The sequence below is a fragment of the Parabacteroides distasonis ATCC 8503 genome, from assembly GCF_000012845.1.
Classification (GTDB): Bacteria; Bacteroidota; Bacteroidia; order Bacteroidales; family Tannerellaceae; genus Parabacteroides; species Parabacteroides distasonis.
In genome coordinates this window covers 1,118,358-1,132,689 of record NC_009615.1, presented here as the reverse complement: position 1 = coordinate 1,132,689, position 14,332 = coordinate 1,118,358, and the positions used below count along the sequence as shown (strand labels likewise).

At 49.0% G+C, this 14,332-nt stretch carries 9 protein-coding genes; 4 read left to right on the top strand and 5 right to left on the bottom strand.

Annotated features, from left to right (window positions below):
• The first annotated feature begins 72 nt into the window (after positions 1-72).
• From BDI_RS04885 to cysK, 4 genes are all read left to right on the top strand, one after another.
• Positions 73-1,182 carry an efflux RND transporter periplasmic adaptor subunit gene (locus tag BDI_RS04885; RefSeq protein WP_011966263.1) on the top strand — a complete coding sequence of 370 codons (1,110 nt, stop codon included), beginning with the start codon at positions 73-75 and terminating at the stop codon, positions 1,180-1,182.
• 5 nt (positions 1,183-1,187) lie between these two features.
• On the top strand, positions 1,188-4,391 hold the full coding sequence (locus BDI_RS04880) for an efflux RND transporter permease subunit (RefSeq protein WP_011966262.1): 3,204 nt from the start codon (positions 1,188-1,190) through the stop codon (positions 4,389-4,391).
• A 28-nt stretch (positions 4,392-4,419) separates the two neighbouring features.
• The gene (locus BDI_RS04875) at positions 4,420-5,784 is read left to right on the top strand and encodes an efflux transporter outer membrane subunit (protein ID WP_011966261.1); all 1,365 of its coding nucleotides are present in this window, start codon (positions 4,420-4,422) and stop codon (positions 5,782-5,784) included.
• Positions 5,785-5,953: 169 nt separating this feature from the next.
• Complete coding sequence (gene cysK / locus BDI_RS04870) at positions 5,954-6,901, top strand: cysteine synthase A (RefSeq protein WP_005857189.1); 948 nt, start codon at positions 5,954-5,956, stop codon at positions 6,899-6,901.
• Between the two features lie 130 nt (positions 6,902-7,031).
• Here the strand turns inward: cysK and hisB are convergent, their stop codons facing one another.
• From hisB to BDI_RS04845, 5 genes are all read right to left on the bottom strand, one after another.
• Entirely contained in the window at positions 7,032-8,168 is a 1,137-nt protein-coding gene (gene hisB / locus BDI_RS04865; protein WP_011966260.1) for a bifunctional histidinol-phosphatase/imidazoleglycerol-phosphate dehydratase HisB, read from the bottom strand.
• Positions 8,165-9,202: a histidinol-phosphate transaminase gene (gene hisC / locus BDI_RS04860; protein ID WP_005857193.1), complete on the bottom strand. Its 1,038-nt coding sequence runs from the start codon at positions 9,200-9,202 to the stop codon at positions 8,165-8,167. The genes hisB and hisC overlap by 4 nt, the downstream gene beginning before the upstream one ends.
• The gene (gene hisD, locus BDI_RS04855; protein ID WP_011966259.1) at positions 9,199-10,479 is read right to left on the bottom strand and encodes a histidinol dehydrogenase; all 1,281 of its coding nucleotides are present in this window, start codon (positions 10,477-10,479) and stop codon (positions 9,199-9,201) included. Before hisD ends, hisC begins: the two co-directional genes overlap by 4 nt.
• A 1-nt stretch (position 10,480) precedes the next feature.
• Positions 10,481-11,332 (bottom strand): ATP phosphoribosyltransferase, encoded by an 852-nt coding sequence (gene hisG, locus BDI_RS04850; protein ID WP_008779818.1) that lies wholly within the window; start codon positions 11,330-11,332, stop codon positions 10,481-10,483.
• Between the two features lie 464 nt (positions 11,333-11,796).
• Positions 11,797-14,325 carry a M1 family aminopeptidase gene (locus BDI_RS04845; protein ID WP_011966258.1) on the bottom strand — a complete coding sequence of 843 codons (2,529 nt, stop codon included), beginning with the start codon at positions 14,323-14,325 and terminating at the stop codon, positions 11,797-11,799.
• Positions 14,326-14,332: the final 7 nt, after the last annotated feature.

Sequence of the window (14,332 nt, the reverse complement as noted above, 5' to 3'; positions counted from 1 at the left end):
GCCTCATTGTGGAAACAATGGTTCGCCGATAAGCGAGTAGCTTTGCATCCGAAAATATAGGTATTAGTTAAGATGAAAAAGCAAAATCGATTGATGAAGACTGCGATCGCCTTATGGTGTATCGTAGCTGTTGGGTGTAAACAAAGCCCTGTAATCCAACAAAGTTCAGGGTATACGACAATGACCGTATTCACTTCGGAGAAAACTTTATCCAATAATTACTCGGCGAGTATACGAGGAAAACAGGACATCGATATTTATCCGCAAGTATCCGGCTTTATTACAAAGCTCTGCGTAACGGAAGGCGAGAGTGTAAAAAAAGGACAAGTCTTATTTATTATTGATCAAGTTCCTTATCAAGCGGCCTTAAACACCGCCATTGCGAACGTAGAGGCCGCTAAGGCATCTGTAGCGACAGCGCAACTGACCTACGACAGTAAACAAGAATTGTATAAAAACAAAGTAGTTTCCGAGTTCGACCTAAAGACCGCCTACAACACTCTACTCTCGGCAAAAGCCCAATTAGCCCAAGCGGAGGCACAAGAGATAAACGCCCGTAACAACCTTTCTTACACGGAAGTGAAAAGCCCCTCGAACGGCGTCATCGGAACCCTGCCTTATCGTGTAGGCGCATTAGTAAGCGCAAACCTGCCCAAACCGCTCACCACGGTATCGGACAATTCCGAGATGTATGTGTATTTCTCCATGACCGAGAATCAGCTATTGGCCTTGACCCGTCAATACGGCTCGAAAGACAAAGCCTTGGAGAATATGCCCGAGATAGAGCTTCAACTGAACGATAAATCGCTTTATCCCCAAACGGGAAAGATCGAGACGATCAGCGGCATTATCGATCAAAACACCGGAACAGTCAGCTTGCGTGCCGCATTCCCGAACGAGGAGCAATTATTGAATAGCGGGGGCTCCGGGAATGTGATCATTCCGGTTACATACGATAACTGCGTCGTAATTCCCCAAGCCGCCACGTTCGAGATCCAAGACCGGGTATTTGTCTTCAAGGTAGTGGACGGCAAGACGCAATCCGCCCCCGTAGAAGTGACCCGTGTGAACGGAGGACAAGAGTATATCGTAAACGCCGGATTGAATAGCGGCGACGTGATCGTAGCCGAAGGCGTAGGTTTATTGCGTGAAGGAACACCGATTGAAGTAAAACAAAATTAAGAACAATGAAAGTTAGCACATTTATAGAACGCCCCGTACTGTCCGCCGTAATTTCCATCACGATTATGGTTGCGGGTATCATCGGGCTTTTCACCTTGCCCGTAGAACAATATCCGGATATCGCCCCTCCTACCGTTATGGTCAGTACGACTTACTTCGGGGCGAATGCCGAGACCATGCAGAAGAGTGTCGTAGCCCCTTTGGAAGAGGCGATCAACGGCGTGGAAGATATGACCTACATGACCTCCACGGCTACCAACTCCGGTACCGCCACGATCACGATCTATTTCCAACAAGGAACCGATCCGGACATGGCCGCCGTAAACGTACAGAACCGTGTATCGAAAGCGACCGGGCAATTGCCGGCCGAGGTTACCCAAGTGGGTGTCACGACTTCCAAGCGCCAGACCAGTATGTTACAGATCTTCTCGCTCTATAGCCCGGACGGTTCTTATGACGAGAACTTCCTCAGTAATTACATCAGCATCAACCTAAAACCAGAGATACTCCGTATCTCCGGAGTCGGCGAGTTGATGGTTATGGGTGGCGATTACAGTATGCGTATCTGGATGAAGCCCGACGTTATGGCCCAATACAAATTGATCCCCTCGGACGTGACCTCCGTGTTGGCCGAGCAAAATATTGAGTCCGCCACGGGTTCTTTAGGCGAGAACTCGGACGAGACGTATCAGTACACCATGAAATATAGCGGACGCCTGCTTACTCCGGAGGAATTCGGCGATATCGTGATCCGCTCCACCGAGGATGGAGAGGTATTGAAGCTAAAAGAGATAGCAGACATTGAGTTAGGAAAGGAGAGTTATGCCTATATCGGACAAACAAACGGTAAGCCGGGTATCTCCTGTATGGTTTTCCAGACAGCCGGATCGAATGCCACGGAGGTGAATAATAAGATCGACGCTTTTCTTGAGGAAGCCTCGAAAGACTTCCCGAAAGGTATCGAGGTCGTAAAATTGATGAGTACGAATGATTTCTTGTACGCCTCGATCCATGAGGTTGTAAAAACCTTGATAGAGGCCATTATCCTCGTTATCCTTGTGGTATATGTCTTCTTGCAGGATATCCGTTCTACGCTGATTCCGTTGGTAGCGATCGTAGTTTCCTTGATCGGTACGTTCGCCTTTATGACGGTCGCCGGATTTAGCATCAACTTGATCACTTTATTCGCTTTGGTATTGGTGATCGGTACGGTGGTGGATGATGCGATCGTTGTTGTAGAGGCAGTCCAAGCTCGGTTCGACGTTGGATATAAGTCCTCTTATATGGCTAGTATGGACGCGATGAAAGGATTGACATCCGCCATCGTCTCTACTTCATTGGTATTTATGGGCGTGTTTATTCCGGTATCCTTCATGAGCGGTACATCCGGTACGTTCTATACGCAGTTCGGCTTGACGATGGCAGCGGCCGTAGGTATCTCTACCGTTAACGCATTAACGTTAAGTCCGGCACTTTGCGCTATCTTATTGAAGCCTTACATCAACGAGGACGGTACCCAAAAGAATAACTTCGCCGCACGTTTCCGTAAGGCGTTCAACGCCGCATTCGATTCGGTCATCAAGAAATATAAGCACGGGGTATTGTTCTTTATCAAGCGGAAATGGCTGGCTTGGTCTTTATTGGCATGCTCCATCGTATTACTTATCGTCTTGATGAACACGACAAAATCCAGCTTGGTGCCCGATGAGGATCAAGGTACGGTCTTTGTCAACGTAAGTACGGCCTCCGGAAGCTCCTTGGCTACGACTAACAAGATCATGACGAATATCGAGCAACGGATCAACCAGATTCCACAGCTTCAATCTTATTCCAAGGTTTCCGGTTATGGTTTGCTGGCCGGACAAGGTAGCTCTTTCGGTATGTTCATCTTGAAACTAAAACATTGGGATGAGCGCCCGGACAAGGAAGATAACGTACAAGCCGTGATCGGACAGGTATATGGCCGTACGGCAGATATCAAGGACGCTACGATTTTCGCCATCGCCCCGGCCATGATCCCCGGATATGGTATGGGTAACGCATTGGAAATGCATACGCAAGACAAGGCCGGTGGAGACTTAACGACCTTCTTTAACACGACCCAGCAATATCTCGCGGCCTTGCGTGAACGGCCCGAGATCGCTACGGCTTACTCTACCTTCGATATCAAGTACCCGCAATGGCGCATGGATGTGGACGCGGCGAAATGCAAACGGGCCGGAATCACTCCGGATGCTGTTCTATCAACCCTTTCCGGTTATTACGGAGGGCAATATGTGTCGAATATCAACCGTTTCTCGAAGGTGTATAAGGTGATGATACAGTCTGATCCTAAATATCGTCTGGATGAGGCCTCCTTGAATAATACGTTCGTACGCATGTCGAACGGCGAGATGGCACCGCTTAGTCAGTTTATCACATTGACCAAAGTCTATGGGGCTGAGTCTTTAGCTCGTTTCAATATGTATAATTCGATCGCCGTCAATGCCGTACCGGCCAATGGATATAGCTCCGGGGATGCTATCAAGGCGGTAAAAGAGACAGCGGCCACCTCACTCCCGAAAGGATACGGGTATGACTTCGGTAGTATCACCCGTGAGGAGAACCAGCAGAGTAATACGACCATTATCATCTTCGGTATCTGTATCTTGATGATTTATTTGATCCTAAGTGCCTTGTACGAGAGTTTCCTTGTTCCTTTCGCCGTGATTCTTTCCGTGCCGATGGGTTTGATGGGTAGTTTCTTGTTCGCCAAGTTCATGGGATTGGAGAATAACATTTATCTGCAAACCGGTCTGATCATGTTGATCGGGTTGTTGGCGAAGACCGCCATCTTATTGACGGAGTACGCTACCCAGCGCCGCTTGTCCGGCATGAGCCTGACCTCGGCCGCTCTTAGCGCAGCGAAGGTTCGTCTGCGCCCGATCTTGATGACCGCTCTTACGATGATATTCGGTTTGCTGCCATTGATCGTTTCCAACGGCGTAGGCGCTAATGGAAACCGCTCGTTGGGAACCGGTGCCGTTGGCGGTATGTTGATCGGTACATTGGCTTTGTTATTTATCGTGCCTTGCTTATTCATCACGTTCCAATACCTGCAAGAGAAACTACGCCCGATCCAATTCGAGCGTTCCCTTGATTGGCAGGTGCAAGAAGAGGTAAAAGAGGCCGCCGAAGAAAGAAAAGAATATTTAGATAGCAAGAAATAATCTATCCAGTTGTATATATATAATGTATATGAAGAATAACATCATACTCTTTGCCGTAGCGACGCTAGCGTTGAATAGCTGCGGCATTTACAAGAAATACGAGCCTGTCGCCACCCTCCCGGAGAATCTATATCGGGAGGAGATAGCCCCGGCAGATACCTTCTCCATCGGGAATATCAGTTGGCGGGACCTATTCACCGATCCGGCCTTGCAATCCTTGATCGAACGGGGATTAGCCAATAATACAGATCTGCGGATTGCCCATCTAAAGGTGCAAGAAGCCGAGGCGGCGTTAATGACCTCCCGCCTCTCCTACCTCCCGTCGCTCTCCCTAGATCCGCAGGGCACGACAAGTAGTTTCAATAAGGCAAAAGCGTCGTGGACATACAACGTCCCGGTATCGGCCAGTTGGGAGATCGATATCTTCGGCCGGCTGACAAACGCCAAACGCCAAGCGAAAGCCGCCTTGTCGCAAAGCCAAGCGTATAGCCAAGCCGTACAAACACAACTGATCGCCAACATCGCCAATTTATATTATACCCTATTGATGCTGGATCGGCAATACGAGATCACGACGGAAACCGCCGTGAGATGGCAAGAGAGCCTTCGTGCCACCCAAGCGTTAATGGCAGCCGGCATGACTACCGAGGCGGCCGTATCGCAAACCGAGGCTACTTGCTACTCCATCGAGACCTCTGTTAAGGATCTGGAACAGACCATCCGGGAGACCGAGAATACGCTTGCCGTCTTATTAGGAGAAACACCTCAAGATATCGAGCGAGGAAGATTGGAAGAGCAGTCCTTGACCCCGGATCTGGCGATCGGCATCCCGGTGCAGCTGCTATCGAACCGTCCGGATGTACGTAGCGCCGAGTACGCATTGGCGCAAGCGTTCTACGGGACAGCCTCCGCACGCTCCAATTTTTATCCCTCGCTACGTCTTAGCGGCAGCGCAGGGTGGACAAACAGCGCAGGCAGTTACATCGTAAATCCGGGTAAACTATTACTATCGGCGGTCGGCTCCCTCACGCAACCGCTATTTAACAAAGGAGCGAATATCGCCCAATTGAAAATAGCGAAAGCGCAGCAAGAGGAGGCCAAGCTCACTTTCCAACAAACCGTGCTCAACGCCGGAAAAGAGGTGAACGACGCACTTACCCAAGCCCAGACCGCAAAGGGAAAGATCGACTTGCGTACACACCAAATCGAATCGCTTGAAGATGCCGTGCGTAGCACCCAATTGCTGATGACGCATGGAAACACTACTTATTTGGAAGTGCTCACGGCACAGCAAACCCTGCTCAGCGCCCAGCTCTCCCAAGTAACGGATCGTTTTGACGAGCTTCAAGCCACCGTAAACCTCTACCAAGCCTTAGGAGGAGGCAGACATTAAAGAGAGTCCTTTCAGACTTGTATATAATTATGATTGTAACCTCCTTTTGTGCGTGACGCATAGAAGGAGGTAAAAAAATACCCGGTTTATGGTATATGCCGTAAACAATCCATCCACTATCTTTGTCATATAAATAAAAGAATCCAGAAACAACAAAATTCATTTGTATATGGCAAGAATAGCAAGACAACTGACCGACCTTGTCGGCAACACTCCCCTGTTGGAGTTCTCTAATTTCAACGCGAGCAAGGGCCTTAAAGCCCAAGTAATCGGCAAGCTGGAATATTTCAACCCGGCTGGTAGCGTAAAAGACCGCATCGCCTTGGCGATGATCGAGGACGCCGAGGCTAAAGGCTTGTTGAGACCCGGCGCTACCATTATCGAACCGACCAGCGGTAATACCGGAGTCGGACTCGCTTTTGTCTCCGCCTCGAAAGGCTACAAATTAATCCTGACCATGCCGGATACCATGAGTGCCGAGCGTCGTAACTTATTGAAAGCGTTAGGTGCCCGGCTCGTCCTCACCCCCGGGGCAGAAGGCATGAAAGGAGCCATCGCCAAAGCGGAGGAACTGCGTGATGCGACTCCCGGTTCCATCATCCTACAACAATTCGAGAATCCCGCCAACCCGGCCATGCATATCCGCACGACCGCCGAGGAGATCTGGCGTGATACGGATGGTAAAGTAGACCTGTTTGTAGCCGGCGTAGGAACCGGAGGCACGGTCAGCGGTGTCGGTGCCGGATTGAAAGCTCACAACCCGAACGTACAAATCGTAGCGGTAGAGCCTAGCGATTCACCGGTACTTTCCGGAGGCAAGCCCGGCCCGCACAAGATACAGGGCATCGGAGCTGGCTTTATCCCCAAGACCTACAACGGGGAGGTAGTTGACAATATCCTGCAAGTAACGAACGATGACGCTATCCGTACCAGCCGCGAACTGGCCGGGAAGGAAGGGTTGCTGGTAGGAATATCTTCCGGCGCCGCTGTATACGCCGCCGTGGAACTAGCTAAACTTCCGGAGAATGAGGGAAAAACGATCGTGGCGTTGCTTCCGGACACAGGAGAAAGGTATCTCTCCACGGTTCTATATGCTTTCGAGGAATATCCTCTATAGGCTTTTATCGGTTTATCTGATGTCATAGAATCTGAGTCGAAAACACTATAGTGTTTGTGGATAAACACAATAGTATTCAGACTAAAACACTACTGTATTCGTGCACAAATACAGTAGTGTTTTTTACAGATTACAAGAGCCCTTTCGTACTCGGTAGCTCAAACCGATAAATATCTCGTCGGATCGCCATCTTGATCGAGCGGGCCAAAGCCTTGAAGATACCTTCTATCTTATGATGCTCGTTCGTACCCTCGGCACGGATATTCAAATTCATGCGGGCAGCGTCGCTCAAGCTCTTGAAGAAATGGAGGAACATCTCCGTAGGCATATCTCCCACTTTCTCACGGTGGAACTCAGCGTCCCAAACCAACCAAGGACGGCCACCGAAATCCAGCGCCACACTACACAAGCAATCGTCCATCGGAAGGCAATAGCCATAACGCTCGATCCCTCGCTTATCACCCAGCGCTTTCAGCATCGCCTCGCCAAGGGCAATCGCCGTATCCTCTATCGTATGATGCTCGTCGACCTCCAGGTCGCCTTTTACCCGTACCGTCAGATCCGTACCGGAATGCTTACCGATCTGATCCAACATATGATCGAAGAAACCAAGCCCGGTAGAGATCGATGTCTTTCCGGTTCCATCCAGATTCCAGTCCACATAGATGTCCGTCTCCTTCGTGGCACGCCGTACGACCGCACGACGCTCGCCGGCAAACAGATACTCGGTGATCTTATCCCAATCATCCGTGATATAGGCGGGAGACAATGAGGTAGCGTAAGCCGCCAACTCACTCTCCGCTCCCTCCTCCGGGCGCAACCAGATACCTTTAGCGCCCAGATTATGGGCCAACTCCATATCCGTAAGGCGGTCCCCGATCACGAAACTATTCTCCAGATCGTATTCACCGGTCATATATTTCGTGAGCATTCCCGTACGAGGCTTACGATTCGGGGAATTATCCTCGGGAAAGGAAGGATCGATCAAGATATCGTCGAACACGATCCCCTCGCCTTCCAGCGTCTTTAGCATCAAGTTATGGGCAGGCCAGAAAGTCTCCTCCGGGAAAGAGGGCGTTCCCAGCCCGTCTTGGTTGGAGACCATCACGAACTCGAAATCCAACCGCTCGCGAATGAAATAGAGGTTACGCATCACCTTCGGGACAAACTCTAGTTTCTCCAAGCTATCCAATTGATAATCTACGGGCGGCTCTTTTACAAGCGTGCCGTCCCGGTCGATAAACAACGCTCTTTTCCTCGTGCTCATAATTTCATGTTTTTCATCGCGTTCAATAAGCTATCATTCTCTTTCGGCGTACCGATCGTAATACGAAGGCAACCCCGGCATTTCTGCACGTTACTACGGTTACGCACTACGATCCCTTTCTTCACGAGCCCATTATACATGGCATCCGCCTTGGCGACATTCACCAACAAGAAATTAGCGTCCGAAGGATATACTTGATAGGAGAAAGGAGGCTCGGACAGGATCTTCTCCAGCCGGTTACGCTCCGTGAGGATCTCGTTCACTTGGTGCTTCATGGTCGCCTCGTCGTTCAAGAGCTCCAAAGCTTTCTCCTGTGTAAGCTGGTTGACGTTATACGGATATTTGATCTTATTCAAGACACCGATAATCTCCGGAGAGGCGAATGCCATACCCAAACGAATACCCGCCGCTCCCCACGCTTTCGACAAGGTTTGAAGAACGATCAGATTCGGGAACCCGGATAATTCCTTCAAGAAAGAGGGATAAGCGGAGAAGTCGATATAAGCCTCATCGATCACCACGATTCCTTCATAATTCTTCAAGATCTTATAGATCGAGCCACGATCCAGACTGTTGCCACTAGGGTTATTCGGAGAACATAGGAAGATCACTTTTGTCCACTCGTCCGCCGATTCCAATACGGCTTCCGCATCCAAATCAAAGTTTTCGTCCAAAGAAACCTTACGGCATTCCACGTTATTTACATTCGCTGCCACCTCATACATGCCATACGACGGCGAGATCGTCACTACACTATCCAACCCCGGCTCGCAAAAAGCACGGATCACCAGATCGATGGCCTCGTCACTGCCATTGCCCAAGAAGATCGAGCTACGGTCCACGCCTTTCAACACGGCCAGACGATCCTTCAATTTCCACTGCAAGGGATCGGGATAACGGTTATACGGCATATTCCACGGATTCTCATTCGCGTCCAGAAAAACGGAGGCATCCCCATGAAACTCATCACGTGCGGATGAATACGGTTTCAAATTCCAGACATTCGGTCTTACTAAATCTTTTAGGTCTTTCATATCGTGTTCAATCTAATTGTTACTGCGTTGCGGTGAGCATCCAGCTGCTCGTTGGCCGCCATGGTTTGGATCGTACTACCCAAGGCACGGATACCATCGGAAGTGATCTCTTGGAAAGTGATCTTCTTGATGAAACTATCCAAGTTCACGCCGCTATATGCCTTGGCATAGCCGTTGGTCGGCAAGGTATGATTCGTGCCGGAAGCATAATCGCCTGCGCTTTCCGGAGTATATGGACCCATAAAGACACTGCCGGCGTTCTCGATTCGCTCCGCGATAGCGGTGTAATCCGATGTTTGGATAATCAAGTGCTCGGGAGCGTATTGGTTCGTGAAGTCTACGACTTCCCGCGAATCTTTCAATACGATGATACGGCTGTGCGCTAATGATTTCTCGGTAATCTCCTTTCGGGGCAAACGATCGAGTTGCTCTTGGATGGCACGGGCCACGGGTTTCACGATCGTTTCCGAAGAGGTTACGAGGATCGCTTGGCTATCCACCCCATGTTCGGCTTGCGAGAGGAAATCGGCGGCGATAAAATCGGGATTCGCCGTCTCGTCCGCGATCACCTCTACCTCGGATGGTCCGGCGGGCATATCAATGGCGACCTCTTTCAGGCTTACTAATTGCTTTGCCGCCGTCACGTATTGATTACCGGGGCCAAAGATCTTATACACCTTGGGGACCGATTCCGTCCCATAGGCCATCGCCGCTATCGCTTGGATTCCTCCAGCCTTGAATATCTTACTTACACCTGCGACCTCTGCGGCGAACAGGATAGCGGGATGTACTTTCCCTTCCCGGTTCGGTGGCGTACATAATACGATCTCCTTGCAGCCGGCGATACGTGCGGGCACTGCCAACATCAATACCGTGGAAAACAAAGGCGCCGTTCCGCCCGGAATATATAAACCGACTTTCTCAATCGCTACCGCTTTCTGCCAACAAGTGACTCCCGGGGTAGTCTCCACTTTCTTTCCCTCGAAACGCTGCGAGGCATGGAACTTCTCGATATTCGCCTTTGCCGTACGGATCGCCTGTTTCAAGTCCTCAGCGACCAAGGCATCCGCTTCCCGCATCTCCTCTTCCGAGACTTGAAGGGAAGAAAGCTGCACCTTATCAAACTTTTCCTCATACGCTTTTACGGCGATGTCACCCTGCTCACGTACCTCGTCCAATACCGTACGGACCGTATCGAACAAGGTGGTTACATCCAACGCGGGACGTTTGATTAGTGAGCTCCATTCCTCACGTCCGGGATATTTTATAATCTCCATATTATACAATCATTTTCTCGATCGGAAGCACTAAGATGCCTTCAGCCCCCAATGATTTTAGTTTACCAATAATTTCCCAGAAATGCTTCTCGGCGATCACGGATTGAACAGAGACCCATTCATCGTTCGCCAAAGGCGTGATGGTCGGGCTCTTCATACCGGGAAGCACCTCGATAATCTCATCCAGCTTTTCTTTCGGAGCGTTCAGCAACACGTACTTCTTGCCCTCGGCGACTTGAATCGCTTCAAAGCGGAATAGAAGCTCATCCAATATCTCCAGTTTCTCTTTGGATAGATTATTGTTGGCGATCAATAAAGCCTCACAAGGAAGGACTACCTCCACTTCTCTCAATTGATTGCTTACCAAAGTACTACCGGAGCTTACGATATCAAAGATAGCGTCCGCCAAACCAATGCCCGGGGCGATTTCCACAGAGCCGCTGATTACATGAATATCCGCCTTCACGCCTCTCTCCTCCAAGAAAGACCGTAGGATCGCAGGATAGGAAGTAGCGATCGTTTTTCCCTCAAACCACTCAGCCCCCTTATATTCCTCATCTTTGGGGATCGCTAAGGATAGACGGCACTTACTAAAGCCCAGACGCTTGATCAATTTCGCCTCTTGCCCTTTCTCTACGTACTCGTTCTCTCCGACAATACCAATATCCGCCACACCGTTAGCTACAGACTGAGGAATATCATCATCACGAAGGAATAATACCTCTACCGGAAAACCTTTTGCCGATAATAACAGGATGCGTTTGCCCCTGTTTAGTTTAATACCTGCTTCTTCAAGCAACATCATGGTCTCGTCGTACAGACGGCCTTTCGATTGTACCGCAATTCTCAACATAACTATATCTTATTTTTATATTATAAATATCAACAAAAAAAGGCTTACCGCAAAACGGCAAGCCTTTATCTTTTTATCATGAGTACATACATACCATTCAGCCCACCGAACTATTGCCCGCTGTAATGATGATGGTGATATAATGTAGTCGTTATTTTCATTTCTTTTGTTATTTACGTCGCAAAGTTACAATAATAATTGAAAGAACAAATATTTCTGACAAAATATTATCACAATATCGATATTACTTCAATCCGTTCTTACGAAGCAACTCTTCTATCTCTTTCAAGCTTATAGATTCACGTTCTGCTTTGTCGTAGATGTTAGAGCAAGTTGATCTCTGTCTCATCGATGCTTAACAATTCTTCGACCAAATCCATCTTTAGGCATTTTAGTTCCATTGCCGTCATACAAATGCTCCTTTCTTATTAATTCGTTCTCAAGGACAAATATAATGATTTACTTTAATACAAATGACTCGCTTGCTGCTTAATCTTATTGGAAAGCATCAAGGGGAAGTCCGGATGCGCGGTAAAAAACGCATCAACTTCTTCCCGAGCTTCCTTCGATGTATGGGCGGAAAGCAAGGAGCGAACCCAAGCGGTGGGGAAAAAGATATCGCCAGTCCGCTGTACTTCCGGCATCGCTTCCAAGGCCGGACGGATATAAGCGACCGACTCTTGTTCTCGTAGGCGATGGTTCAAATTAGCGAGAGCGGAAGAGGCCCATGGCTCCACCCTACGATTCCCGGCGATCAACAAGGAAGCGAAGACACTGTCACGTTCCGCCTTGCGGGGCGATACGGATGGGGAGATAAATTGATACTCCTTCTTCCGGTCCGGATTCTGTATGCGGGATAATTGCGTAGCGATAATCTTATCCGCTTTTTCCGGCAAATGTATCGCCAATATATAGGACAAGCCAATATAATCACTCTCGCTCAATGCGCAATCTTTCGGAGCTTTCCGTTCCTGCCATAACGTATACAGACGTTGTACCGCCTCCTCCGAATCCGCTATCGAACGATACAAACGAAACGCCTGCAAGCGATGTTGGGATACGGGATTCGTTGTCACGATCCTCCACAAGGCCTCTTCCAACGGACGAGAATCCGACGGGAATATCCGCTGGCAATCTCCTAAATAGCTTAAAGCCATCGAGAACAATAAAGAATTAGACTCATTCGGTAAATACGCTAACATTTCATCACGGAACCCTTGTGGAGAAATCGTTTTCCAACGAAGATTCTCATAAAGGGTAATCAGCAAAGATCCCTTCAACACCTCATCTTCCGATAAGCGAAGCACAGACCATAGACCGGAAGACTCCCCCTCTGTTATTTTAAAGAAGCCATAGCCACGCCCATTTGTATTCGGAAGAATGACACAATTTCCATTCGGAAGAAAACTTAATTTCATTCGGAAGGAATCAGAGTTTCCTTCGAGAGAAACCGGGATTTCTTCCGAATCCGTTCCACAGATCACCCGATAGGTTAATTCTTGCGGCCATTTTAAACCCCGGCCCAACGGATCACGCTGCTCTACGACCAACTCGCCGTCCTTAACCGAAGCCGTAATCTCCGGCATACCCTTCTGATTCACCCACACCTCACTCCAAGCGGCCAGATCCTCTTCCGTATATTTATTCAAGATACGGATCAAGCCCTCCCACGTAGCGTTCCCATACGCATAAGTAGTCAAGTACTCACGGATTCCCTGCTGGAAAGCCTCTTCTCCCAGAACACGTACCAACATTTCCATAACCACGGGAGATTTATCATAGATGATATTACCATATACCAAACCGGCGTTCCGCAAATTATCCAAATCTTGCTTGATCGGATTCGCACCTGACGTACGGTCTTCCGAATAAGATGCGGGAATATAATCCCGAATAAAATTCAACCGGTGATTCACGTCCGGATATAAAGGTTCTACGATACGGGAAGCAAAATAATTAGCGAAAACCTCTTTTGTCCATACATCATCAAACCATTTCATCGTTACATAATCGCCAAACCACATATGAGAGGTTTCATGCGCGATCAAGGAACTCCGACTCAATCGCTCATTTAAGGTAGGATGCTCATCCAGAAACATCCGACGATCCGTATATAAAGTAGCACCCGTATGTTCCATACCCCCATATTGGAAACCGGGTAAGATAATCACGTCATATTTAGCGAAAGGATAAGGAATACCAGTAAAGTCTTCCTGCCATTCCAACGCATCGAACACCTCATCGGCGATGGCTGGGCATTGAGCGATCTTTTTCGGGTCCGTCTCCCGATGATAAATAGAGATATCCCGCCCGTTCCGGGAATAAACCTCCCGAGTCAGTTTACCGGCCACGAATGAGAACAGGTAGGTACTAAGCGGTTCCGTCTCCTTGAAAGAAATACGATTCCGACCGGAGACGCCCGTACTATCCGTTTGTGTGATAGCGCCATTCGCCACGGCCTGCCATGTGGAAGGAACTTCCAAGGTCAAGGTAAAAAGCGACTTCATATCCGGCTGGTCAAAACAAGGGAATACCGTACGTGCCCGGTCCGGAACCAATAACGTATACAGGAACTCATCTCGTCGATTCAAGGATTGATCCGCCGGAGTAAAAGTGATCGCTACCCGGTTCTCTCCCACCGCTACCCAATCTGAGGCAATCACGATATGCTCATCTTTCACTTCATAGGGAATATCTCCTCCGTTCAAGGTTACGGAGGTCACTTGCTCCGGTTCTCCGCGGAAATCAATAATAAGCGGCTGTTTCTCGTCTAATCGCAAGGATAGCTCCACTTTTCCCCGGATCGCCTCGTCACGAGATTCCGGGATCGAGAAGAAAAGATTATAACGGACATTTGAGAAATGCTCCTTCCGGAATTGAGCTAGCTCAAGGCTCACACCGGGCCGGGACAAACCGGCCTCATCTTGTTTAACAGAGCTACAAGCAACCAGACCGGACAGTACGCAAGCTCCGATAAATACCTTTAGATTCATATCTCGT